21 protein-coding genes are annotated in these 24,329 nt (G+C 73.1%); 5 read left to right on the forward strand and 16 right to left on the reverse strand.

Translation table 11 applies throughout. The annotated features are described in order from the left end of the window. Window positions 1–157 precede the first annotated feature (157 nt). Both ACIBBH_RS37545 and ACIBBH_RS37550 read left to right on the forward strand, forming a co-directional pair. A complete protein-coding gene (locus tag ACIBBH_RS37545; RefSeq protein ID WP_399412624.1) occupies window positions 158–400 on the forward strand; it encodes a hypothetical protein in 243 nt (80 codons plus the stop codon). 1 nt (window position 401) lies between these two features. Continuing rightward, window positions 402–1,304: a hypothetical protein gene (locus ACIBBH_RS37550; protein ID WP_399412626.1), complete on the forward strand. Its 903-nt coding sequence runs from the start codon at window positions 402–404 to the stop codon at window positions 1,302–1,304. Here ACIBBH_RS37550 and ACIBBH_RS37555 read toward each other — a convergent pair. The 3 genes from ACIBBH_RS37555 to ACIBBH_RS37565 form a co-directional block, all read right to left on the reverse strand. Continuing rightward, on the reverse strand, window positions 1,269–1,490 hold the full coding sequence (locus tag ACIBBH_RS37555) for an MbtH family protein (RefSeq protein WP_399412628.1): 222 nt from the start codon (window positions 1,488–1,490) through the stop codon (window positions 1,269–1,271). The genes ACIBBH_RS37550 and ACIBBH_RS37555 overlap by 36 nt on opposite strands. 47 nt (window positions 1,491–1,537) lie before the next feature. After that, window positions 1,538–4,339 carry an AAA family ATPase gene (locus ACIBBH_RS37560; protein WP_399412630.1) on the reverse strand — a complete coding sequence of 934 codons (2,802 nt, stop codon included), beginning with the start codon at window positions 4,337–4,339 and terminating at the stop codon, window positions 1,538–1,540. A gap of 163 nt (window positions 4,340–4,502) precedes the next feature. Continuing rightward, the gene (locus tag ACIBBH_RS37565; RefSeq protein ID WP_399412632.1) at window positions 4,503–5,333 is read right to left on the reverse strand and encodes a metallophosphoesterase family protein; all 831 of its coding nucleotides are present in this window, start codon (window positions 5,331–5,333) and stop codon (window positions 4,503–4,505) included. Between the two features lie 317 nt (window positions 5,334–5,650). Between ACIBBH_RS37565 and ACIBBH_RS37570 the strand changes: the two genes are divergently transcribed. Next, a complete protein-coding gene (locus tag ACIBBH_RS37570; protein ID WP_399412634.1) occupies window positions 5,651–6,358 on the forward strand; it encodes a 4'-phosphopantetheinyl transferase in 708 nt (235 codons plus the stop codon). A gap of 40 nt (window positions 6,359–6,398) precedes the next feature. On the opposite strand, the gene ACIBBH_RS37575 is transcribed toward ACIBBH_RS37570, so the two are convergent. Further along, window positions 6,399–6,578, reverse strand: a complete 180-nt coding sequence (locus ACIBBH_RS37575) for a hypothetical protein (RefSeq protein ID WP_399412636.1) — start codon at window positions 6,576–6,578, stop codon at window positions 6,399–6,401. Window positions 6,579–6,856: 278 nt separating this feature from the next. Here ACIBBH_RS37575 and ACIBBH_RS37580 point away from each other — a divergent pair, with 278 nt between their 5' ends. Beyond that, window positions 6,857–7,843: a LuxR C-terminal-related transcriptional regulator gene (locus ACIBBH_RS37580; RefSeq protein WP_399412638.1), complete on the forward strand. Its 987-nt coding sequence runs from the start codon at window positions 6,857–6,859 to the stop codon at window positions 7,841–7,843. 20 nt (window positions 7,844–7,863) lie between these two features. Here the strand turns inward: ACIBBH_RS37580 and ACIBBH_RS37585 are convergent, their stop codons facing one another. The 10 genes from ACIBBH_RS37585 to ACIBBH_RS37630 form a co-directional block, all read right to left on the reverse strand. Beyond that, complete coding sequence (locus ACIBBH_RS37585) at window positions 7,864–8,709, reverse strand: 4'-phosphopantetheinyl transferase family protein (protein ID WP_399412640.1); 846 nt, start codon at window positions 8,707–8,709, stop codon at window positions 7,864–7,866. Continuing rightward, window positions 8,706–8,975: an acyl carrier protein gene (locus tag ACIBBH_RS37590; RefSeq protein WP_399412642.1), complete on the reverse strand. Its 270-nt coding sequence runs from the start codon at window positions 8,973–8,975 to the stop codon at window positions 8,706–8,708. Before ACIBBH_RS37590 ends, ACIBBH_RS37585 begins: the two co-directional genes overlap by 4 nt. Beyond that, the gene (locus ACIBBH_RS37595; RefSeq protein ID WP_399412644.1) at window positions 8,972–10,906 is read right to left on the reverse strand and encodes an HAD-IIIC family phosphatase; all 1,935 of its coding nucleotides are present in this window, start codon (window positions 10,904–10,906) and stop codon (window positions 8,972–8,974) included. The genes ACIBBH_RS37590 and ACIBBH_RS37595 overlap by 4 nt, the downstream gene beginning before the upstream one ends. A 3-nt stretch (window positions 10,907–10,909) precedes the next feature. After that, a complete protein-coding gene (locus tag ACIBBH_RS37600) occupies window positions 10,910–11,926 on the reverse strand; it encodes a 3-oxoacyl-ACP synthase III family protein (RefSeq protein WP_399412646.1) in 1,017 nt (338 codons plus the stop codon). 97 nt (window positions 11,927–12,023) lie between these two features. Then, on the reverse strand, window positions 12,024–15,011 hold the full coding sequence (locus tag ACIBBH_RS37605; RefSeq protein ID WP_399412648.1) for a type I polyketide synthase: 2,988 nt from the start codon (window positions 15,009–15,011) through the stop codon (window positions 12,024–12,026). Beyond that, a complete protein-coding gene (locus tag ACIBBH_RS37610; RefSeq protein WP_399412650.1) occupies window positions 15,011–15,322 on the reverse strand; it encodes an acyl carrier protein in 312 nt (103 codons plus the stop codon). The genes ACIBBH_RS37605 and ACIBBH_RS37610 overlap by 1 nt, the downstream gene beginning before the upstream one ends. Before the next feature lie 56 nt (window positions 15,323–15,378). Further along, a complete protein-coding gene (locus tag ACIBBH_RS37615) occupies window positions 15,379–17,109 on the reverse strand; it encodes an acyl-CoA dehydrogenase (protein WP_399412652.1) in 1,731 nt (576 codons plus the stop codon). Beyond that, window positions 17,103–18,911 carry a fatty acyl-AMP ligase gene (locus ACIBBH_RS37620; protein WP_399412654.1) on the reverse strand — a complete coding sequence of 603 codons (1,809 nt, stop codon included), beginning with the start codon at window positions 18,909–18,911 and terminating at the stop codon, window positions 17,103–17,105. Before ACIBBH_RS37620 ends, ACIBBH_RS37615 begins: the two co-directional genes overlap by 7 nt. Before the next feature lie 139 nt (window positions 18,912–19,050). After that, entirely contained in the window at window positions 19,051–20,358 is a 1,308-nt protein-coding gene (locus ACIBBH_RS37625; protein ID WP_399412656.1) for a carotenoid oxygenase family protein, read from the reverse strand. Next, on the reverse strand, window positions 20,355–20,915 hold the full coding sequence (locus ACIBBH_RS37630; protein ID WP_399412658.1) for a hypothetical protein: 561 nt from the start codon (window positions 20,913–20,915) through the stop codon (window positions 20,355–20,357). The genes ACIBBH_RS37625 and ACIBBH_RS37630 overlap by 4 nt, the downstream gene beginning before the upstream one ends. 90 nt (window positions 20,916–21,005) lie before the next feature. Between ACIBBH_RS37630 and ACIBBH_RS37635 the strand changes: the two genes are divergently transcribed. Next, on the forward strand, window positions 21,006–21,518 hold the full coding sequence (locus tag ACIBBH_RS37635; RefSeq protein ID WP_399412660.1) for a PadR family transcriptional regulator: 513 nt from the start codon (window positions 21,006–21,008) through the stop codon (window positions 21,516–21,518). A gap of 82 nt (window positions 21,519–21,600) precedes the next feature. On the opposite strand, the gene ACIBBH_RS37640 is transcribed toward ACIBBH_RS37635, so the two are convergent. Further along, window positions 21,601–22,140, reverse strand: coding sequence for a hypothetical protein (locus tag ACIBBH_RS37640; RefSeq protein WP_399412662.1), 540 nt, complete (start codon window positions 22,138–22,140; stop codon window positions 21,601–21,603). Beyond that, a complete protein-coding gene (locus ACIBBH_RS37645) occupies window positions 22,137–24,302 on the reverse strand; it encodes a hypothetical protein (protein WP_399412664.1) in 2,166 nt (721 codons plus the stop codon). The genes ACIBBH_RS37640 and ACIBBH_RS37645 overlap by 4 nt, the downstream gene beginning before the upstream one ends. Window positions 24,303–24,329 lie beyond the last annotated feature (27 nt).

The raw sequence follows: 24,329 nt of genomic DNA on the forward strand, positions 1-24,329 counted from the left end.
TCACCGTTTCCTGCCATGCCCGGCGGCCGCGGGCGCGGCCTTGCCATGCGCTTGCCACAGCCATCCGCCGCTTTAGCGCCATGACGCTAGATGGAGTCGCTGCTCGACACGCAGACCGGGCACCGGCCCGGCCCCACGCTCGTCCTCAGGAGATCTCATGACGAACAACTCCCCGGCGAACAACCCCATGTCGAACAACAGCAACAACAACGTGGACAGCAACGCCAACAACAACGCGACCAACGCGGCGATGGCCGGCAACGCCGACGCCCCGCGTCTGCAGAGCGTGACCGCCACGGACATCAACGCCCTCGCGGAGGACCTGTCGATCGTTTCCGACGACAACAACAACGCCAACAACAACAGCAACAGCAACAACAACACGAACGTCAACAACTGACGTGGCACCCCCGCGGGGCGGGGCGCACCGGCCCGCCCCGCAGCACGACCTCACCGGTGACCCACAGGCCGTCGCCGCCTACCGGGACGAACGCCGGCGCCTGCAGCGCGAGGCCGTCCTCGGCACCGGCGACCTGATCGAGAAACTGCTCACCGAGCGCCGCGCCCGGCTGGCCCTACTGCGCCAACTGCCTTGGGTACGGCGCTTGTTCGACGTCACGCACCGGCAGGTGCGCCAGGTCCTCGCGGCCCCCCGCCACGCGGCCGTCCTGCCGCTGCGCCGCTCGATGCTGGTGCACCTGGCCGAGCTGCCCCTGCCGCTGCCGGCCGACGACGTGATACTGAGCCACCCCACGCACGCCCCGGCCGCCGAGATCCTCCCCGGGCTGCCCGAGCTGCGGCCCTGGCGGGCGCGGGTGCTGCGTATCCTCGCCGAGTCCTCGCTGGCCGAGCGCGGCACCCCGTTCCGCACGGTCGGGCCCCCGCACGCGGCCGTCATCCTCGGCGCCGACGGGCCGACCCTCGGCGCGCTGGCCGGCGTCGCCCACGAGCTGGGCCACTGCCTGTACGAGCGGGCCCGCCCGGGCACCGGGATCCGCTCCCGCCTGGCCTCCGAGCGCGTGGCGCACCGCCTGGAAGAGCAGTTGACGGCCGCCTACCTGAGGGAGCACGGCACGCCCGAGGAGGGTCACCGCTGGTGGCTGTACCAGCGGCAGGTCGACGCCTTCAACCTGTACTACTTCGAGCTGGAACGCGCCCTGATGTACGACGAGGCGGACGCCGTCGAGGAGTTGACGACCGAGTCCGCCTCGGCGCTGCGCGAGTCCCTGTTCATCGTCCCGGGCTGCCAGGTGGTGTACGCGCGCGCGTCACTGGCCCGGCTGCCCGTCCAGGGCCCTCAGTGACTCCGGCCGCGCATCGGTCCACTGGCGGTCGATGTGGTCGAGCACGGCCTGCCGGGGCGAGGCGGCGAGAGCGACCCGCCAGCCCGCGGGCACCTCGGCCGCCGCGGGCCACACCGAGTACTGCCCCTCGTCGTTGACCAGCGCCAGGTACTCGGCGCCGGGGTTCTCGAACGGCGTACCGCTCATGGTCGTATCTCCTTGTCTGCCGCGCCCCCGGCCGACCGGGGCGGGCCTCAGGCCAGGTCCAGTGCCTCGCTGAACGGCAGGTCGGCGGGCAGGTCCTGGCGGCGGGTGATGTTCAGCTTGCGGTAGACGCGGGTGAGGTGCTGCTCGACCGTGCTGACGGTGATGTACAGCTTCATCGCGATCTCCCGGTTGGTGTGGCCGTGCACGGCCAGCAGGGCCACCCGCTTCTCCGACTCGCTGAGTTTGGCGTCGAGTTCGGCGTGCCGGGCGGCGTCGGGGACGTCGGCGGCCAGGGCCCGACCGGGCAGGATCCGCTCGCGCAGGGTCTGTGCGCCGCACTCCTTGGCCACTTGCCAGGCACGCCGGTTGACCATGTTGGCCCGGCCCGGGTCGCCGGACTCCTTGAACGCCTCTCCCAGGTCGGCCATGGCGCGGGCCAGTTCGAGCCGGTCGCCGGCGCGGCGCAGGTCGTCGACGGCGTGGGTGAGCAGTGCGGGCCGTTCGGCGGGCTCGGCGAGGGCCGCCTTGAGCCGCAGTGTGAGGCCGTTCACCCAGGGGTGGGCGATGTCCCGCGAGGCGAGCTGGTCGGCGACCAGCCGGGAGGCCTGGCGGACCTCGCCGAGCTGGAGCAGGGCCTCGGCGGCGAGGGTCCGCCAGGGCAGCACGACGGGCCGGTCGATGCCCCAGCGGCGCATGGCCCGTCCGATGTCCAGGTAGTCGGCGAGCGCGGCCTGGTAGCGGTTGGTGGCGAAGTAGTAGGTGCCGCGAGCCTTGAGGTGGGCGAGCAGTTGGAGGCTGCCGGCCAGGCGCTCGGGCTGCGGTCGGCACACCTCGCGGCCGGCGTCGTCATGCCGGCCCATGGGGGTGCGGGCGGCGGCCAGGGTGGCGCCGGCCCAGCTGTGGAACAGGCTGTCGTCGTGCTCGGGCACCAGGCTGCGGGCCTGCAGGGCGAGTTGCTCGGCGCCGGGCAGGTCGCCCTGGCGCAGCAGCGCCTCGGCGCGGGTGAGGGCGAACACGGCCTGCCAGCCGGGCGCGCCCCGGCGGGCCGCCTCGTCCAGGTAGGTCTGGGTCCAGGGCAGCGCGCGGCGCGGTCCGTCGAGGTGCAGCAGGGCGCGCAGCGCCTGCAGGACGGGGGCGAGGGTGGTCTCGGCGGGGCTGGTGCGCCTCAGCAGCGCCTCGGCGGTCTCGGCGCCGCGGGTGGAGCGCTCCCATTCGGGCACGCCCCAGAAGGCCGCGGCCCAGCCCGGCCCCTGCTGAGCGGCGGGCGCGTGGTACGCCGGGGCGGCCCGGTGGGGGTCCTTGGGGCGGGCCGCGACGGCGGGCGGCGCGGGCCGCGCGGACCGGTACGGGAACGCGGACAGCCCGTCGAGCAGCGGTACGCCCCGCAGCTCGTCCCAGGTGCCGCCGTCCCCGGCGGCGGTGTCGACGCCGAACTCCCGCAGCACCTCGCCGGCCTCGTCGATGCGGCCCTGGGTGACCAGCAGGCGGGCGAGCCGGGCCGCGGCGGAGGGCGGGAGCCGGTCGGCGCGCACGGCGGCCAGCGGCCCCGCCAGTTGCTGCTCGGCGGCCGCCGGGTCGATGGCGAGCTGGGCGGCGGCGAGCGCGGTGCGCAGCTCGGCGCTCTCGCCCTCGTCCTCGGTGCCGGCCAGGGCCGTCTCCAGGCACTGCAGCGCCCGCCGGTGCTGCCCGTCGGCCAGCAGCCGGTCCGCCGCGGCCCGCAGCACCGGGCCGGCCCAGGCGGGCGTCGGCTCGCCGGCCGCGAGCAGCAGTGCCGCGACGTCGGTGGCGGCGTGCCCCTGGGCGTGGGCGAGCTCGGCGGCCCGGCGGTGCCACTGGGCGCGGACCGGGGGGTCCAGGTGGTCGAGCAGGGCGATGCGCACGGCCGGGTGCCGGAAGCGGGTGCCGTCGAGGAGGCCCGCCCGGCCCAGGGAGTCGAGGCAGGCCCGTACCCCGGACTCGGGCACGTCCAGCAGGCCGGCGACGGTGCCGGGCCCGGCGAGAGTGCCGAGGACCGCGACCGCCCCCGCGACGTCCTCGGTACGGCTGCCGCTGCGTCTGAGGCAGGCGAGGAAGGCCTGTACGAAGGCCCGTCCTGGCCGGCCGTCCTCGGTCAGCGCCCGCAGCAGCAGCGGGTTCCCCCCGGTCAGGGTGTGCGCCTCGGCGGCGTCGCGGCTCGTGTCCCCCGCCCGCTTCAGGGCCGCCGCGACGCCGTCCCGGGTGAGCGGCGCCAGTTCGATCCGCGCGAAGCCCGGTCTGCGCAGCAGGTCGGTGCCGAGTTCCGGGTCGTCGGCGCGCTCGTGCAGCGACTCGGCGAACACCAGCAGCACCCGGGCCTGCCGCAGGCGGCCCGCCAGGTGGAGCAGATAGCGGCGGGAGGGCTCGTCGACGAGGTGGAGGTCGTCGACGCAGATCGCCACGGGCCTCCGCACGGCGAGCCGTTGCACCGCGGTGACGAAGGCCTGGCGGGCCGCGATCCCGCCCGCTCCGGCCAGGTCCGGCTCCGGCACGGCGACGAACGCGCCCTCGGGGGCGGTGGCCGCCAACTGGGCGATCACTCCGAATGGAATGTTCCGTTCAGCCCGCGTTCCCTCCGCGCGCAACACCAGGGCCCCCGCGCGTACGGCCATTTCGGTAGCGGATTCGAGTAGTTCGGTCTTTCCACAGCCCACCGCGCCCTCGACGAGCACGACCCGGGCGGCACCCCCGGCCGCCTCTCCCACCGCGGATTCCAGCAAGCGGATTTGTTTCTCCCGGTCCATACGCATGGCCGTTGCCTCACTTCCCCCGTTGTCCAGGAAGCCGCCGAAATCCACCGGAACCTTCAGGAGTACCGCGGGGGACTTCTTCAACGACTTCCTTCGGACGTCCCCATGTTTTCCCCAAAGAAGCGCAAAGGAATTCCCTGGGCGGGGCAACCGTCCTTCAAGGCCCCAGTCTACGAAGCATGGGTGCGCCCGCCGGTGGCCGAAAGCTGCACGGCAGCAAGTCACCGGCCCCGGCCGGAGGAGGCTGTCAAGAGGGCAGAATCCGCCGCGGCACGTTCCTCGGGTGACCGGGCCTGCGCCACTCGCGCGGATAGCCGACGGAGACCTCCTCGAAGCGCACGCCGTCGTGGAACGACGTACGCGGGATGTGGAGATGGCCGTAGACGACGGCGGCGGCGCGGAACCGCAGATGCCAGTCGGCGGTCAGCTCGGTGCCGCACCACTGGGCGAACTCCGGGTGGCGCAGGATGTCGGTGGGGGTTCGCACCAGCGGGAAGTGGTTGACCAGCACGGTCGGCAGCTCCGGGTCGCACTCGGCGAGCCGCCGCTCGGTCTCGGCGACCCGCGCCCGGCACCAGGCGTCGCGGCTCGGGTAGGGGTCCGGATGCAGCAGGAACTCGTCGGTGCACACCACCCCGGCCGCGTACGCCTGCTCCAGCGACTCCTTCTTGGTGGCGGCGGTGGGCGTGCGGAACGTGTAGTCGTACAGCAGGAACAGCGGCGCCACGACGACGGGCCCGCGGGAACCGCACCACACGGGGTACGGGTCCTCCGGGGTGTGCACGCCGAGACCGCGGCAGATCTCGACGAGCCGGCGGTAGCGGGCGTCGCCCCGCAACTGCACCGGGTCCTCGTGGGCGGTCCACAGGTCGTGGTTGCCGGGCACCCACACCACCCGGGCCCACCGCTCGGCGAGCAGCCCGAGCGCCCACTCCACGTCCGAGAGCAACTCCCCCACGTCCCCGGCGACGAGCAGCCAGTCCCCCGGCCCCTCCGGCCGCACCCCGTCCAGGATCCGCCGGTTCTCCTCGTACGCCACGTGCAGATCACTGATGGCCATCAGCTGTCCGTGCGCCATTCGGCCGACCCTAGGGCCCAGGACCAGGCAGGGAGTACCCCTGAAGCCCCCTAGGACCTGGGCTGCGCCGTCACGGCCGCGGCGGGCAAGGGAATTGACGACAGGCCCCGGGACGACAGGCGGTCGCCATGACAACCCCATGGCAAGTACCCGCCGCAGCATCGCGCGCCTAGCAGGGGACAGTCGCTTTCCGACCCCCGAGGACACCAGTACAGCCCGGCCGGCCAGTTGCGGCTGGAGCCCGGGCGAGCACGGCGGGACGGTGGGTCCACCGCCGCGGCTCACCCGGCCGCGGCCCGTCTCCGAGGGTGATCCCCATGATCGAAACGCTGCTCCCGGCCGAGGTCGCCGCCGTGGACACGACCGTCGACCGCACCGACGTGACCCTCTTCCCGGCCGAGGAGGCGCAGATCGCCCGGGCCGTCGAGGCGCGACGCCGGGAGTTCACCACGGCCCGCTGGTGCGCACGGCGCGCGATGGCCGCCCTCGGGCAGGAGGCGTTGCCGGTGCTGCCGGGTCTGCGGGGCGCGCCGAAGTGGGCGCCGGGGCTGGTCGGCTCGGTCACGCACTGCGCCGGCTACCGGGGTGCCGCGCTGGCCCGTGCCGGGGAGATCGCCGCGCTGGGGATCGACGCGGAGCCCAACCAGCCGCTGCCGGAGGGAATCCTGGAGTCGATCGGACTGCCGCAGGAGCGGTCCTGGGTGACGCGGCTGCTGCGCACCCTGCCGGAGGTCCGCTGGGACCGACTGCTGTTCTCCATGAAGGAGGCGGTGTACAAGGCCTACTTCCCGCTGACCGGGAAGACCCTGGAGTTCGAGGACGCACTGCTCACGGTGGACGCCGAGCGCGGCACGTTCCGGGCGGCGCTGCTCAGGGACCCGGCGGCCGGGCCGGGTGCGCCGCGGCGGGTTCTGACCGGGCGGTTCTCGGCCACCGGCGGCCTGGTGCTGAGCGCCATCGCCGTGCCGGCCGTGCGGCACGCGACGCCGGCGCAGACGGCGGCAGGCGCCCCCCTTCTGGTCTGAACGGGAGGCGCCTGCCGACGAACGAGGTAAGTGGGTGCGGTCACGGCCAGCGGTCGTCGTTGTGATGGACCAGGGAGGAAGCGGTCACTACCGTTCCGCTGTGCGCTTCGGTCCGGCCTGCGTCACTGTGCTGCCCGAAGAGTATGGCGCCGGTAAACAACACACCAAGAGTACTGCCCAAAGCTGCACTACGAGCGACGATGTTGATCATGTTTGTCATGACGTGCACGTTTCCCCCTGCGAGTTCGATGTGTCGGCGTACCGAGCGGGAAGGATCGTCATGAACCCTGAGAGCCCCGTGTCCACCGCCGGCCCCTCCCGTCGCCAGGAACACCATCTCGAATCCACCGGGCCGAACCCAAGTCTCGAGCGATGGCTCAAAGCTGCACGGCAACAACTGCACACAGACTCGAGAACGGCTGGATGCGCGGAATGAATTACTCCCATTCCCAATTCACCGAGCTGGACGACGTAAGTGCGGCAGCCTATGGACACGCTGTGGAATTGGGCCGCTTCATACGCGAGGACATAGCCGTGCATCTGGCGCTGTCCCCGGCCGAGATCGAGCATGCGGAGAAGGTGCTGGTTCTGCTGCGCCTGCTGCAGCCGATGCCGGGCGACCCCGACGTGCTCGTCCCCGTGGCCCCCGACGTGGCCACCGCCGACCTCGTCAGCTCCGCCGAGACACAGATCCGCGACCTCCAGCAGGCGGTGACCGACGTGCGCGGTCGCCTGATGTCACTCATGCCGGTCTACTTCGAAGGCCGCCGGCTGCGCAACCGGCTGGAGGCGTTCGACGTCATCACCGACCCCGCCACCGTGCAGTCGATGCTCGACCACCTCAGCACGCACTGCCGGCACGAGATGGCGTCCGTCGCCCCGGGCGGCGCCCGCCCCGGCGATGTCCTGCAGGCCGCCCGCAAGTCCGCCCTGGGCATGCGCGAGCGCGGCGTGGCGATGCGCGTGGTCTACCAGCACACCGCGCGCAGCGATCTCGCCACCCGCGCCTACGTACGCGACGTCACGGCGGCGGGCGTGGAGGTGCGCACCGCCGACCAGGTCATCGACCGCATCCTCATCTACGACCGGGAGACGGTGTTCCTGCCCAAGCGCGAGACGGGTGACCCCGGAGAGGAGAACCGGAGGATCAACGGCGCGATCGTCGTCCGGGAACCCACCCTGGTCGCGTTCGTCTGCAGCGTCTTCGAGCACCTGTGGGACGGCGCCACGCCCTTCGTCCCGGACACCTCGCGCGCCCCGGCCATCGCGGACGATCTCAAGCAGTCCATCCTGCGCCTGATGGCGAAGGGCTATAAGGACGAGATGGTCGCGCGGCGGCTGGGCATGTCGGTGCGCACCTGTCGCCGGCACATCTCGGAGATCACCGAGGAACTGGAGGCCACCAGCCGCTTCCAGGCCGGGTACAACGTGGCGCTGTCCCGCATGCTGGATCAGCGGGCGGGTCCCGAGCGGGACTCGGGCTGACGCCCGGAACCTGGTCATGCTCACTCCTGCCCCAGTGCCTCCTCGATCGTCTCCACGCAGTCCGCGTCCAGCATGGTCGTGATGTCGGTGTCGCCCGGCCGGCCGAACCCGGCGTCGTAGACGGCCGCGCTCACGCAGTAGCCACTGGCCAGCGGGAAGGTACGGAAGGCCCATTCGGCGCCGGTGCCGGCGCTGCCGTCGGGCCGCTGCACGCGGACCGGCTTGCCGTCGGGCCCGAAGCCGAACTCGGTGAACCTGAACTGCATGCCCTGCCCGATCGCCTTGCTGTAGGCCTCCTTCAGCGTCCACAACCGCACCAGGGACGGGTTGCGCTGCTCCTCCGGCAGCGCGGCGAGGGTCACCATCTCGTACGGGGTGCACACATGCCGTCCGAGACCCCCGCCGTACATCTGGCGGTCGGCGCGCTCCGCGTCCACGCCGATCAGCCCCCTGGTGGTCAGCCCCACGAAGAGCAGGTCGTCGGTGTGGCTGAGGCTGATGTCGACCTGGTCGCAGCCGCGCAGGTACGGCCGCCCGGTCGGCCCGTAGGCCAGCTCCAGGGCCTCCGGGTCGCCGTGCAGCACCGCGGCCGCCGCGGACTTCAGCAGCACCCGGGAGGCCGCGTACCGGTCACGGACGTCGGCGTGCGCGAGGCCGAGATAGCGCGACCAGTCCCGGCCCAGCAGCCGGCGCAGTCCGTCACCGGAGGGCAACTGGGGTTGCAGGAGGGGCCGGTGGGCGTAGAGGAGGGCGGTCCCGCACCGCTTGAGGTCCTCCCTGACCCGGTCCCAGGCGGCCTCGTCGACGCCCACCTCGACGGGTGCGCCGAGCGGCGGCCCGAGCGTGGAGTTGCCGGGGACGGTCATGCCTGTGCCTCCGCGGTGTGCTGTGGTGGGGCTTGCTGTACGACGACGGCGTGGATCTCGGCGAGCGTGCGGGCCTGCAGGACGGGGGCCAGCGTCAGCCGCCGGCCGGTCTCGTCCTCCATGAGGGTGACGAGCCGGAGCAGGTACAGCGAGTCCCAGCGGGGCAGGTCGGCCAGGCTCCGGCCGGCCTCCTCCGGCGTGGCCTCCAGGCCCAGTTCGTCCTTGAGCAGTGCGAGGAACCCGTCGAGGGTGTCGACCGCGCTCATGTGTGCTTCCTCCCGTCGAGGCCGCCGGTCAGCGACCCGGTGATCCGCACGTGTTCCGGCGGGGCGGGCAGCCTCCGCAGGTCGTGCCGGAACAGCAGCGCCCCGTCGCGCTCGCCCTCGGGTGTGAAGCCGAGCGAGGGGTACACCTCACGGGCCCGCGCGTTCTTCGCGGTGGGCCGGAACGCGGCGAGCACCGCGTGGTGCCCGGTGTGCCGGGCGTGGGCCAGGACGGCGGTCAGCAGGGCCTGTTCGATGCCGCGGGCCAGCACGCGGCAGCTGAGCCAGGCGTTGTCCAGGCGCAGTACCCGCCCTTCGCGGGTGGCGAGGAGGGCGCCGGTCAGGCCGTTGCCGCCGAACCGGTCGGCGGTGCGCGCCGCCAGCAGCAGCCGGCCGGGGTCGGCGGCGATGCGCACCGCGTCGGACGGGGCCAGGCGCAGACCGGTCAGGTTGAACTGGTTGGTGCGCTGGGTGAGCTGGGCGAGCCGTTCGTGTTCGTGTGCCTCGGGTGCGGACAGGTCGAGGGTGATACCGAGGCCGCGCAGGAACTCCTCGTGCGAGCCCGCCTCGGCGCGCAGCGCGGCGCGGGCGCCCGCGGCGCGGTAGTGCGCCGTGCGGGCGCGGTCCTCGCCGGTCACGGCGAGCGTGTCGAACCAGCCGTCGGCGAGGAGCCGCTGGACGTGCAGGGCGGGCTCGTCGTCCAGCGGCACGACGGCGGCGCGCAGGCCGGAGTGGCGGACCTCGGCACGCTCGGCGGCCGAGTCGTCGGCGAACACCAGGGCGTCGTCGCCGATGCCGAGCGCCTCGGCGACGGCGGCGAGGTGTCCGCTCTTCGGCTCCCAGTCGGCGTGCACCGCGGCGAAGTCGCCCTCGCGCAGCAGGAGGTCGGGGTGGGTGCGCAGCGCCTGACGGACGGCCGCGCGGTCGTTCTTGCTGCTGACGGCGAGCAGGACGCCCTGGGCGGCGAGCTGCCGCACGGCCCGCTGGAAGGCGCCGAAGGCCTCACCGCGCAGGGTGCCCGCGGCGGCGATCGCGTCGGGCCCGTCCTCGCCGAGCACGCCGTCCCACAGGGTGTGGTCCAGGTCCAGCACCAGGCACTTGCGGGTACGGCCGGTGAGCGCCCGTGCCAGGTGGGCGACTTCACGGGCGACGGCGTCGAGCAGCTCGCCCCCGAGGCGGGCGCCGGCGTACTGGGCGAGGCGCACGTCGGCGACCGGGCCGCCGGCCGCGAGCAGCGGGTCGAGGTCGATGACGACGACGCCCGCCGCCTCGGCGCCCAGCCGCAGCAGCCGGGCGTTGAAATCCCGCCACACGACGCCCAGCCGGGCCCGGGAGCGGTGGTCGACGAGCTGCTGGGTGCGTTCCCGGGGCAGCGGCAGAGTGGTGAGCACAAGGGTGCCGGCCCCGGCCCGTGCGCGCTGCCGTACGAGACCCTCGATGCGTGCCGCCACCTCCTCGGCGGCCCGCTCGACGTCCTCGGGGCCCCAGACGGCGGGCACCTCGGCGAAGACGGTGGTGTCGTCCAGCAGGCAGAGCGTGAGGTCGGCGGTGACGCTTCGGAAAGCGCCGCCGGGGTCGGTGAGGTCCCGCAGCCAGGCGCCGTGGTCGCCGACGACCGCGTGCAACAGCAGTCCGTGCCGGGCGAGTTCGCCGGTGAGCGGCTCGACGACGTCCGCGACCGTGGACTGCCCGGTGACCGTGACGGTCACCGGGGCGATGCCGGGGCAGCGGGCGAGGACGGCGTCCCGGTCGGCCCGGGCCAGCAGCCGCCCGGCCCGGCGGGGCCAGCCCGGCGGGGCCGCGGGGTCGTCGGCGAGCTCGGCGAGAAGCGGCGCGACCTCGTCGTACGCCGCCTCCAGCCGCCCCTCGGCGGCCAGTTCCCGCAGCCGCCGAAGGGGCTCGGGGCGCGTGGCCGCGCGCTGCAGTACCGCCATCTCCTACACCTTCTCCAGGCCGAGCCCGGACTTGATCCACTTGCTCGATTCCACGGCGATGGCGAGTGCCTTCCCGCCGGTGGGCAGATCGGGCAGCAGCCGGGCGAGTTGCTGGAACACCAGGGCGTTGCCGGTGTTGCCGGTCTCGGCGACGCAGGAGACCTCCTTGGCGCCGGGCACGTCCAGGTGCTCGGTGATCCGCTCGGTCATCCGGCCCGACAGCTGCGGAGGCAGCAGGAAGTCCAGGTCGTCGGGGGTCCACTCCAGCTGGTCGAGGAGCTCCCAGAGGATCTCGCGGGCCATGGTCGGCACGGACTCCTCGATGGCCTTGTAGTCCTCGACGACCATGGGACGTTCGCTGTGCCGGTCGCTGATGCCGTACCAGTCGACGGTCTGCCCGGCCGGGCGGCCCAGGCCGGTGAAGCGGTTGAGCAGGCCCTTGACCGCGACGCGTTCGGCGACCGGTTCGGCGGTCAGCACGGCCGCGCCGGCGCCGTCGCCGAACAGCACGTAGTTGACGAGTTCCTCGGTGGGCATGCGGGCCACGTCCCGCCGGGCGTCGAGGTGGCGGTGGGTGACGTCGCCGCCGATCACCAGCCCGGCCCGGGCGCCGCCGCGGATCAGGGTGCGGCCGAGGTCCATGGCCTGCACGGCGCCCGAGCAGCCGGACTGGATCTGGAAGGCGGGCAGGTACATCAGGCCGAGCCGGTCGGCGACCTCGCTGGCGGTGGTCGGCAGCAGCGTGTCCGGCGTCGCGGTGGCGAGCAGCACGAACTCGATGTCGACCGGGTCGAGTCCGGCGGCGTCGATGGCCGCTCCCCCGGCCTGCGCGCACAGGTCGGCGAGGGTGTGCCGGACCTGTCCGGTCCGCAGGTCCCAGCCGAAGTGGCGGGTGCGGGTGCCCACGAAGATGTCGACCCATTCCTCGCTGACCCCGAGCGCCCTGCCGAGGGCCGCGTTGTCGACGGGCGGGCCGGGCAGGGCGCTGCCGGTCGCCGCGAGATAGGCCGTGGCGCTCACGCGCGGGCTCCTTCCAGTTGAAAGCCGAACGATACGGCCTCGGTTTCTCCGGCGCGGCACAGCAGCGCGCGTGTCATTCCGGCCCGGCGGCGCACGCTCATGCCCCGGCCCCCTCGGTGAGGCGTCCGCCGAGGAACTGGGCGAGGGTGCCCACCGACCTCAGCGCGGGCAGGAGTTGCTGCACGGACACCTCGCCGAGGTGCGGCAGCCGGGCCTCGATGCGGTCCTTCAGCTGCATGATCATCACCGAGTCGAAGCCGAGGTCCTCGTAGAACCGGGCGGTGGCCCCGACCTGTTCCAGGGGGTACGACCCGACCTCCGTGACCGCGTCGACGACGGCCGCGAGCACCGGGTCGCGGTCCCTGGACACCGGGTCGCTGGTCGCGGGTGACGCGGGCGCGGGCGGGGGTGGAGCGGAGGTGGGCCGGGGCCGGGTGGTCTGCTCGGTGCGCGGCTGCGGCGGGGCGGTCCAGTAGCGGTGTGCGGTGGAGAAGGAGTAGCCGCGCAGCTTCTCGGCGGTGCCCGAGGTGGCGTCGGGGTCGTACAGCCGCTCCCAGTCGGGGTCGAGTCCGGCCCGGTACAGCCGCGCGAGGAGGTCGGCGAGGTCTGCGCCGCCGGCCTCCGGACCCGGTGCCGGGTGCAGGAACTCCACGCTCGCGGCGAGCTCGGCCCGCCCGGCGAGGGGCAGCAGCTGCGGGCGCGGGCCGAGTTCCACGAGGTGGGTGGGGGCGCAGACCGTCTCCAGGTCGGCGAGCGCGTCCGCGAACAGCACCGGCGACTCGGCCTGGGCCGCCCAGTAGTCGGCGTCCATGCGCTCGGCGGCGTCGAGGAGTCTGCCGTAGCGGGTGGAGAAGAGGGGCACCTCGGGTGCCCTCGGCCCGGTGCCGGCCGCGGCCGACCGGAGCCGGTCGAGCGCGGGCCGCACCAGCGGCGAATGGAAGGCGACGGGCGCCTCGAGGTCGCGGGTGCGTATCTGCGCTTCCCGCAGGGTCTCGGCGATCCGGGCGAGGGCCTCGGCGGTGCCGGACAGGACGGTGTCGCGGGGCCCGTTGACGGCCGCGAGGTGCGCCCGCGGCTCCTCGGCGAGGAGCTGGCGCAGCGCGTCGGGTCCGGCCTGCACGGAGAGCATGGCGCCGCCACCGGGCAGCGCGTGCATGAGCCGGCCGCGGGTGGCGACCAGGTGCGCGGCCTCGTCGAGGGTGAGCACGCCGGCGGTGACGGCCGCCGCGAACTCGCCGACGCTGTGCCCGAGGACGGCCGCGGGCCGGATGCCGAGCGCGGTGAGGGTGGCGGCGAGGGCGTACTCGACGGCGAACAGGGCGGGCTGGGTGAGTTCCCCGGCCAGGCCGTGCTCGTCGCCGGACAGGAGCACATCGCGCACGGACGTGTCGAGGTACGGCCGCAGCGCCGCGTCGGCCGCGTCCAGGGCCTGCCGGTAGGCGTGGGAGTCCCGGTACAGGCCGGCGGTCATGCCGGGGTACTGGGCGCCCTGCCCGGAGAACAGGAACGCCACCGTCGGCACGCTCCAGGGCCGGTGCGCGACCTGCTCGGGCAGTCCCTCCCCGGCCGCTTCGCGGAGCGCGGCGGCCAGTTCCTCGGTGTCCCGTGCGGTGACGGCGAAACGGTACGGCAGTCCGGTCTTGACCCGGTTGCTCTGCCGGCACAGTGCGGCGGCGGAGGCGCGCGGGCGGCGGGCCAGGGCGTCGGCCTGCTCGGTGAGGTTGCGGATCAGGGCGCCCGGGGTGTCGGCAGTGAGGGTGAACACGCCGGCGCCGGGCCGGCCGCGCCGTGCCGTGGTCCGGGGTGCGGGGCGGGGCGCGGAGCCGAGGACGGCGTGGGCGTTGGTACCGCCCATGCCGAAGCTGGACAGCCCGGCGAGGACCGGGGCGGGCGGCAGCCGGAGCGGCGACTTCAGGAGCCTCATACCCCGGTCGGCGAGCCGCAGTTGGGGGTTCTCGCGGTCGGCGAACCGGCTGGCGGGCACGATCCGGTGATGCAGCGCGAGGGCGACCTTGATCAGCCCGGCGATCCCGGCGGCGCCCTCGGTGTGCCCGAGGTTGCCCTTCACCGAGCCGACCGCCAGCGGCTCGTCGCGGCCCTCGCCGTGCAGGCTGCCGAGCGCGGCGCACTCGATGGTGTCGCCGAGGACGGTGCCGGTGCCGTGGGCCTCGACGAAGGCCACCTCGCGCGGCTGGACACCGGCCCGCTTGCAGGCGGTGGCCACCACCTGTTCCTGGGACCAGCGGTTGGGCGCCGTGATGCCGTTGCTGCGGCCGTCCTGGTTGACGGCGGTGCCCCGGATCACGGCGTAGATCCGCTGTCCGTCGGCGACTGCGTCGGCGAGCCGGCGCAGTACGACGAGGCCGACGCCCTCGCTGCGCCCGATGCCGTCGGCGTGCCGGCTGAACGGCTTGCAGCGCCCGTCGGCCGCGGCGAGCCCCAGCTGGTGGTAGACCAGCCCGAGCGCGGGCGACATGACGAGGTTGACGCCGCCGGCGAGCACCGTGTCGCACTCCCCGGACAACAGCGCCCCGACCGCGAGGTGCACGGCCACCAGCGAGGAGGAGCAGGCGGTGTCGACGGCCATGCTGGGGCCGGTGAAGCCGAGATGGTAGGAGATCCGGTTGGCGGTCATGCCCGCGCTGCTGCCCGCGCCGAGCTGCGGGGTCACCCGGTCGTAGTCGCCCAGGTGCAGCCGCCCCCACTCGCCGCCCATCACGCCGATGTAGACACCGGTGCCGCTGCCGGCCAGCGACCCGGGCGCCACGCCGGAGTCCTCCACGGCCCGCCAGGCGCAGTGCAGCAGCAGCCGCTGCTGGGGGTCCATGGCGGCGGCCTCGCGCGGCGGCACGGAGAAGAACGCGTTGTCGAACACGTCGGCACCGTCGAGGAAACCGCCGCGCGTGAGCCCGGCCCCGGTGGCCCCGTCGGCGGCCGGGTCCCACCGCTCGGGCGGCACGTCGCCGATCACGTCGCCGCCGCGCAGCAGCAGCTCCCAGTAGGCGTCGGTGTCCCGGGCGAGCGGGAAGGCGCAGTCCATCCCGACGATCGCGACGCCGTCGCGGTTGGAGGACCCGTCCGCCATCACCGCTCCCCGTCCGCGTCGGCCGCCGGCAGCTGGATCGCCAGGAAGGCCAGCAGGCTCTGCACGGTGGGGTGGTCCCACAGCAGGGTCGGCTCGACCACGAGCCCGAACTCGTCCTCCAGGTCGCCGCACAGGCTCAGCGCGCACACCGAGTCCATGCCGTACTCGGCCAGCGGCACGGTCGGGTCGATGGTCTGCGCGTCCCTGCCGAGGTAGAGCGCGACCCGGTCGAGCAGCCAGCCGCGCGGCAGGACGGGGCCGGGCACCGGAGACGTCGAGGACAGGGACTGCCGGGTGGTCGGTACGTTCATGGCCGAACGCCTTTCGCTGGGATTCGCCGGACCGGGATGCCGGGCATGTGGCACGCTCATCCCGGCAGCGGGGTGTCGTAGAGGTCGTAGCTGCGCCGGTCGCTGAAGCGCAGCTGCACTTCGTGCCGGACCCGCAGCTCGCACTCGGCCGGCAGGTCGGGTGCCGGGGCGCCGAGGCGGCGCGCGACGCGGTGCAGAGCGGCCGCGGCCCAGGCCGGGTCGGCGAGGAACGGATCGGAGCCGTCCTGGTTGTGCCGCCACACGCCGAGCACCGCGGCGGCGGCGAGCAGGTGGGCGTAGCGGTCCATCAGCGGGAACGGCGCGGCGCCCGGTTCCGGGCCGAGGGCGAGCACCCGGGCGCGCAGGTCGCGGAACTCGTCGACGAGGCCGAGCGCGAGGTCGCGCAGCGCGCGTTCGACGGCGCCGGTGCCCGGGGTCTCGGCGGCCACGGCGAGCAGCGTGGCGCTGAGGCTGTCCCGCCCGCAGGCCAGCGCGAGCCGGTCCGGGTCGAACGGGGGCAGCGGGTCGCGCGGCCGGAACAGCGCGGCGGGCGCCTCCTCCTCGACGAACCAGGACCGGCGGGCCAGGCGCGGCAGCTGGGGGATGATCGTGCCCTGGCAGGCGACGGACCCGGCGTGCCCGAGGGTGACGACGGGCACGTCCCGCAGGTGCTTCTGGAAGATGCCGAGGGTGCCCTCGCGGGTGTAGAGCCCGGCGCCGAGCACGATCGACAGGTCGTACATCGTCTCGGTCAGAACGCGCGGCAGCAGGTACTTCACGGCCGACGAGTACACGCTGGTCTGTTCCGGCAGGACGTGGATGGCGCGGGTGGCGACCGTGGCGAACGCGTCGTACAGCAGCAGGTTGACGAACGCGCCGGTGATGGTGGCCGCGGTGCGCTGGGAGTCGGAACCGCCGGTGGTCCAGCCGCCGCCGCGGTGCTCGTGGTCGAAGGCGACGGCGGTGCGCAGGCCGGTGTCGACGGCCGCGAGCACCATGGAGGAGATGACGGTGCGGGTCACCTGGAAGGAGCGCAGCGCGATCGGCACGCCGCCGCCGACCGGTCCGAGCAGGGCGTCGTCCGGCACCGGGCAGTCGTCGAAGTCGACCCCGCCGAAGACGCAGCCGCGCAGCCCGAGCGAGGTGTGACGGCTGAGGCGCCGGGCCCGGCCCTCGGGGAACCGGGACGGGTCGAGCACGACCGCGGTGTGGCTGCGGCGGCCGGGGGCCGGATCGGTGCGGGCGAACAGCACCAGGGCGTCGGCCCGGTCGAGGTTGTTGATGACGGGCTTGCGGCCGCTGAGCAGCAGTCCGCCGTGCGGTCCGGGCCGGGCGGAGACCTGGCTGCGGACGTAGTCGTTGCTGTGGGCGGTCTCCAGCTGAGCGATGGCGGCCCGCGAGCCGCGCAGCATCCGCCGGGCCAGGGCGGCCTGCTGGTCCTCGGTGCCGGCCATCCACACGTCGACGGCGGCCATGAAGGACATGGCGCCGTACCCCATGCCGAGGCCCACGTCACGCCGGAAGACCGGGCGCATGACGCGGACCAGGGTGTCCATCGAGGTGAGCCGCCCGCCGAGGGCGACGGGCACGTATTCGTGGTGCATGCCGGACCGGTCCAGGGCGTCCTCGCCGGGCACGCTGCGCACGGCGTCCCGGTCGGCGTCCAGCAGAGCCGCGTAGCCGCACGGGTTGGCGGGGTCGCCGGGGTCGCCGAGGAGGTCCTCCACGGCGGCCACGCGGCACTGCACCTCGGCCTCGCGCACGGGCGCGGCGGTGAGGGTCACCATGCGCCACCGCCGGCGGTGGACTGCAGCAGCCCCTCCCCGAGCAGCACGTCCCCGGCGCGTGCGAGCGCGCGGACGGCCGGGTCGAACACCTCGTACTCGCCGTGCACCTCGCCGGCCAGGAACTCCCGCCGCATGAGGGTGCGCTGGACCTTCCCGCTGGTGGTGCGGCGCACGGTGCCGGGCCGCACGAGCAGCACATTGCCCGCGGGCACGTGGAACTCCTTGCCGATCAGCTCCTGGATCCGCTGGGCGAGTTCGCGCAGCTGCGGGCCGTCGAGCTGCCCGCCCCTGACCTCCTGCACGAGGACGAGCTGCTCGCGCCCGGCCTCCACGGAGAACGCGGCGCCGTTGCCCGCGGCGAGCGCGGGGTGCAGTGCCTTGACGGCGTGCTCCACGTCCTGCGGGTACACGTTGCGCCCGTTGAGGATGACGACTTCCTTCAGCCGCCCGGTGACATACAGCTGCCCGTCGTCGAGCACCCCCAGGTCCCCGGTGCGCAGGAATCCGCCCTCGCCGCTGTCCAGCACGGCGCGGAAGGTGGCCTCGCTCTCCTCGGGCTTGCCGTAGTACCCGGCGGCGACGCTGTCGCCGCGCAGCCATATCTCCCCGACGGCGCCCGCCGGCAGTTCCCGGTAGCCGACGGGGTCGACGATGCGGACGTCGAAGTCGGTGACACGCCCGCTGCCGACGAGGGTCCGGGACTCCGCACCCGGCCCGGCGGGCGCGAAGACGTCCCGAGCGAGGGCGGCGGCGTCGGCTTGGATCCGCTGGTACGGCTCCCCGCTGACGCCGCCGGAGACCACGAGGGTGGCCTCGGCGAGCCCGTAGCACGGGTACATCGCCTCGGCCCGCAGGCCGGCGGCGGCGAACCGGCGGGCGAAGGCGTCGAGCGTGTCGGCGCGCACCGGCTCGGCCCCGTTGAGCGCGAGCCGCCAGCGGGACAGGTCGAGCCGGCCGAGCTGGGTGTCGGTGACCCGGCGCAGCGCGAGGTCGTAGCAGAAGTTGGGCCCGCCGCCGATGGTGACACCGTGCTCGTCGATGGCCTGCAGCCAGCGCACCGGACGCTTGATGAACGCGGTGGGCGACATCATCACGGACGCGCTGCCCAGCCACACGGGGTGCAGCAGGTGCGCGATGAGCCCCATGTCGTGGTAGAGCGGCAGCCATCCGCCGAACCGGTCGGCGGAGGTGGTGCCCAGCACCCGCTGCAGGGCGGCCTGGTTGGCCATCAGGTTGCGGTGCGTCACCATCACACCGCGCGGCTCGGACACCGACCCGGAGGTGTACTGCAGGAAGGCGAGGTCGTCGGCCCCGGTGGCAGGCGCCTCCCAGGCGTCGTCCCCCTCCGGCAGGGCGTCGCTCGCCACGCACACCACGTCCTCGCCGTGGCCCTCGGTGGCCAGCCACAGGGCGACGTCCGGCGCGCTGGCCCGGTCGGTGAGCACGACCGCGGCCCCGCAGTCGCGCAGCATCGCCGAGCTGCGACCGAGCCGCCCCTTGGCGCCGCCCTCGGGCAGCGGGGCGGGCACGGCCACGGCCCCGCTGTACAGGCAGCCGGTGAACGCCTTCAGGAATTCGAGGCTGCCGGGGTACATCAGCAGCACCGGCCGCCCCTCGACCCCGTGCGCGCGCAGCGCCCCGGCGATGCGGCGCGCCGCGCGGTCCAGTTCCCCGTAGGTCAGCCGCTCGGCGGCCGGGCCGTTCTGGGTGTCGCGAAGTTGGATGTGTACGTCATCGCCCGCGGACTCGGCGCAGCGCGCCCGGACGAGGTCGGTGAAAGTGACGAAGCGTGACAACTGCATCCCCCTCGCATGTCGCGCATGGTGCGCGTTACCCATGTCGCCGACGATCTTCTGGTGACCGCCTAAAGGGGCGCTTGAACGGACCAGCCGGACATGCCGGGCCCGGCCTGCCGGCCCCGCCGGGGCGCGCGGTGGCCGGTCAGTCCGCGAGCCAGTTGCCGTGGAACCCGAACGGCACCCGGGCGGGCAGGTGGACCGTGGCGACCGGCCCCGCCGCGAGGTCGTCGGCGTCCAGGACGACCAGGTCGCTGCGGTCGGTGGTGGCGTCGTACACGTACGTCATGAGCCAGCCGGGACCGCCCGCCACATCGTCGGCGGGGGCGAAGGCGGCCTCGCCGGGGGTGCGGTCGGGCCCGAAGTCGTGGGCGGTGACGGCGCCGGTGGTCAGGTCGTACCGCACCAGCGTGTTGTCGCAGGTGACGTGGCCGTGGGTGGCGGTGAGTCCGGTGAGCCGGTCGTCGACGCGCGGGAACTCCCCCGGCCGGTCGTCGATCTGCTGCTCTCGGACCGTCCCGGTCGCGGGGTCGATGGTCCACTTCCACAGCACGGCGTCCCGCGGCGGGGTGAGGCCCTGCTCGGTGCGCCGCCAGATCTCGGCGTACCGCATCACGTGGAGCACGATGCTGCCGTCCGGCGCGTCGTGGGCGTTGAGCGAGTGGAAGACGTAGCAGGGGTCGATCTCGAACCAGCGCACCTCGCCGTACGGGTCGTCGCGGCGCAGCACGCCCAGCCGGGCACCGTATCCGTCGTCCCAGCAGTAGGGCATGGTCCCGCCGGTCATGGCGAGGTCGAGGTCGAAGACGACGGGCAGATCCAGGAAGACGACGTGCTGGGCGGTCAGACAGAAGTCGTGCAGCATGGTCGCGCCCGGCACCTCGACGGTCCTGCTGATCACCAGCTCGCCGCTGGCGTCGGCGCGGTGGTAGGTGAGGTGCGTGGGCTCCATGATGCCGTAGCCGAAGAAGTGCAGTTCGCCGGTGGCCGGGCAGGTCTTGGGATGGGCGGTCATGGCGGTGTGCAGCCGGCCGCCGAAGTCGTAGGGGCCCTTGGTGTCCAGGTCGCGGGTCAGCTCGTAGGGCAGGGCGGTCTCGACGAGGGCGAGGGTGCGGCCGGCGTGCCGGACGACGTGGGTGTTGGCGGGTCCGGCGGTGAGGTCGCGGTGGCCCTGGTCGTCGTACATCCGCGCGCCGTCGGTGAGGCTGCGGGTGCGCACCCACCGGTTGCGGTACGACACCGCGCGCCCGTCCTCGATGCGTAAACCGTGGACCATGCCGTCCCCGAAGAACCAGTGCCCGGAGGCCGCGTCGGCCGGGTTGGGGCCGTTGCGCAGGTACCAGCCGTTCAGGGCGGGCGGGAGCGTGCCGGTGACCGGCAGGTCGTGGGCGGTGAGCTCCTCCGAGACCGGGGCGTAGTTGCCGGCGAGGTGGCGGGGGGTGGGGCTGGTCATCGGGCCACCTGCCCGGCGTTGGCCTGGACGTGGGCGACGTAGCGGACGGTGAAGACCATCGGGACGACGAAGCCGGCGATCTGGACGATCGTCGCCGTGGCTGAGTGGGCGTGTCCGGAGTGTGCGAGGGGCGCGAGGACGACGGCGGTGACGGCGAAGGCGGCGGTCCACACGGCGGTGATGACGACGTTGGTCCGGATGAACGGCTTGAGCCCCCACACCTCGCGCGGGGTGGTCCGCTTGGCGATGCCGAGGGTGAACGGCCTGCCGACGGCCAGGGAGCCGCCCGCGATGAGGGCGAGGGTGCCGGAGGAGAGGGCCGCGGAGTAGTCGTGGACGCCGGAGTCCGGGTCGGTGAAGGCGATGACCGCCAGCACCGCGAAGAAGACGGCCGAGCCCAGCTCGATGATCAGCGCGTCGAATCCGGTTCCGGCCCGCCGCTGCTGGGCGATGAGCACGACGGCGACGACAAGTGCGGCCAGGGCGCCCCACTGCCAGTTGCCCGAGGGCACTACGGCGAAGACGATCCACGGCAGGAACGTGCGCAGGTACGACATTGATCTCTCCATTCCGGGTTCCTCTCCCGACATGTCAAAACTAGAAGGTCTACTAGCGACATGTCAACAGTGGAATGTAGAGTGAGGGGCATGAGCCTCAGACACGCACTCCTCGGCCTGCTCACGGAGCGCCCCGCGAGCGGCTACGACCTGCTGAAGCGCTTCGAGACGTCCCTGGCCAACGTATGGCCGGCGACCCAGAGCCAGATCTACACGGAGCTGACGAAGCTCGCGGCCACCGGCCTGATCACGGTGGCCGCCGAGGGCCCGCGCGGCCGCAAGGAGTACGCCCTCACCGACGAGGGCCTGGCCGAGCTGCGGCACTGGCTGACGGAGACCCAGCCCCAGCGGACCGTCCGCAGCGACGTCCTCCTGCGCGTCTTCTTCCTGGGCGTCCTCGAACCCGACCAGGCCCACGCCTACCTGACCGATCTGACCGACCGGTCCGCCCAGGAGTACGACGAACTGCGCCGGCTAGCCGACGCCATCGACTGGGACGACGACAACCTCTCGGTCCACGGCCGCATCGCCCTGGAGTACGGCCTGCGCTTCTACGAGATGCGCCGCGACTGGGCGGCCTGGGCGGCCGAGCAGATCAAGTAGGGCGGGACGACCGGCAGGACGAACCGGGTTCCTTTGAACCGCGTCAGTATCAAGGACCCGTCCGGCCTGCCGCGCGGCTGCGTCACAGAGGCGGAGGAGGGACCGCGGCATTGGCGGCATCCCTCGCGGCGCGGCTCACGGCCTTCGTGTCTGTGGCGTCGCTGCGCTGAGTCATGAAGAGCTTCACGAGGGCCAGAAGACCGGGGCCACACAGAGCAGTCGCAAGCCACGGCTGGTCCGAAGCAATCCAACTCCCCCCGCCCAGCATGGTCAGCGCGATCAGGACGCTGGAGCCCAGAGTGGCCATGCGGTAGTTGTGCTTACGAATGCGCTCGGCCTCGCGTGCCGCACGTTCGGCGTCGGCTTTGGCTGCCTCGGCCCCACGCTGTGCAGCCTCACGTTCGGCTGCGGCGTTCCGCTCAGCCTGGGCTCGCTGATTGTCCAGCTGCCGCAGCCTGATCTGGTGCTCCCGCTTGAGCTGAGGCTCAAGGGCTCTGAGTGCCACCTCCAGCTTTTCAGGCCCTCCCAGAGCCTCGCCCCACGTGGCGGCGATCTCCATTCCGGCCGTGATCACGGGATCGGTTCGCGTTTCGGGTAGCGGACGCTCTTCCTCAGGGCTCACTGCTGCGTCCCTCCCCCACCGCTGCCTACAGGCTCATAGTCGAGACTTGATGGTTCCGGAGGCGGTCCGAGGCGTACGAAGAGACGAGCCATTGCCGAATCCAGTGTGCCGGCGGCTTCTGCCGCGTCCTCAGGGAGGAGTGCCGCGTCGCTTTCGTCGCGGTCCGTGCTCTCCGCCTCTGCTTCTTCGAGATCGGGCGGAGTGTCAGGAGCGTCCTCGCCCTGCGGGGGGAGTTCGCCGCGGCCGAAGGCCGGCGCCCGCAGCTCCGCCGACGTCGGCGGCCCACCTCGGATCGCCCCACCGGGCTCCACGGTGATCTGGCAACGCACCTCCCCGATGAAGGTGCCATGGTGGAAGGCGCGCGCCGTCACCACGAACAGCCCGGGCACGTTCGAACGGACGGGAAAGCGGAGCACGTCCGAGTCCTGCCCCGGCAGCACCGTCACCGTCTGCTGCAGCTCACCGGTGATCGCCAGGCCCGGTGCGTGAACCGTGATCAGGATCTGCGCTCCCGGCGGTGGAACCCGAAGACCGCGCAAGGGGGCACGCGAGCTGCCACCGCTTGTCACGATCTGGATCTGCAACGGGACCTCTTCGCCTGAGGCGGTGTGCTCGGCGAGCTGTGCAACGAGCCTGCGCCGCTCGCCACCCCGCTCCTCGAGGTGGTGCCGACCCCCACGGCCGTCGGTTCGCGAGGCTCCCTCGCCCGGGGTGAGGCCGCTTGCATCGCGCCGAGGTACTGGATCCGGCTCAAGCCCGGAAAGCCGGCCGAGGTGCTGCTGGAGTCGGGCGTGACGGAATTGGTACACCGCGCCGGCCTGGCGCAGGACGCCTCGTCTGCATGCGTCGTCGAGAAAAGCGATCAGCGCCCAGGGCAAACGCCCGGTGAGCGGCAACCAGATGCGTGCGAGGGCAACCCACTGACCCCAGGCGGTCAAGCTGAACCAGTACCCGAGCGCGAGTCCAAGGGCCGTCTCGAACCCGGTCGTGAGCCCGATCCCGGACGCCGTGAACACGTGGATGAGCCCGCACACGAGCCCCCAGACGAGCAGAGGGAAGACCACGTAGCGACGGTTTGTGTTCAACAGGTCGGCGGGACCGGCGGCAGACGAGACATCGACCGGGGCTTCCAGCCAGGCCATGAGCCCGAGCACCAGCCCGGTCCCGAGCCCGGCCCCAAGCGTGGACACGAGCACGCTGCCGAGCCCGTCGTCCGGTCCGAGCCCCGAGACCGCGACCTGGTCCACGAGCCCCAGCACCAGCGCGGCCGGGAGCCCGAGGACGACCGCGAACCTGGGGAGGAAGCTCGTACGCATCGCTCTGTGTCTGCCGAAGGTCTGCACACGTAGGCGCGTTGGTGCTGCCGCTCTCCGATCGCCGACCGCGCCGTACAGGATTCCGGAGCCGAGCCCGGCCACGAGCCCGTGCAGGAGCCCGGCCACGAGCCCGCGCCTGAGGACGTACCCGAGCCCGTGCGACGTCGCGATCACGTCCACGGCGATGTTCCCGAGGCCGGTTGTCGCCCCCGCGACCAGCGCGGTCAGGAGCCCGAGCGCGAACATGCGGGAGTAACGGTTCCTGGTGGTGCCCAGGCGCCACCAGGTCAGGTCCGGGGTTTGGAGCCGGTTGAGATCCTGGGCGAGGTAGCCGAGCCAGCGCCGGGCGCGTTCCGGGGTGAAGCGGCGGCGGGGTCGGCCGCCACGACCCGGCTCGGGTCGACGGTGGTAGACGGTGGGGATGAAGTGGCCCAGAAGGTGGTCTTCCAGCTCCTCGGGACTGCCGAACCGCTCGGTGTCCAACAGCTCTGAAGGGTCGCGGCCGGGGGTGTCGCTGTAGATGCTGCGGGCGAGGGTGACCATCAGTGGGGTCGCCAGAACCGTGGCGAGGGGGGACGCCGGCCCGTCCGGTGGCTGCTCGCGCAACGCGGCCAGTACGGGCTCCCAGGCGTTCGCAGCGGGGTTCGCGCGGTCGGGGTTACGGGTGGTGCAGTACAGGTAGTCGGCCAGGTCGTCGGGAGTGAGGCCGGTCAGCTCGATCGCGGCGGCGGAGGCCAGCGGGCGGGTCTCCGTGACCGCAGCGGCGTATTCGGCCGGACGATTCCTAATGGAGATGTCAAGCGGCCAGTGTGACGGGCGGTATTGGGCTGTAGCACCGTCCGTCACGCAAGAGAGCCCACAGAACATTGACGC

The organism is Streptomyces sp. NPDC051636 (assembly GCF_044453765.1).
GTDB lineage: Bacteria > Actinomycetota > Actinomycetes > Streptomycetales > Streptomycetaceae > Streptomyces.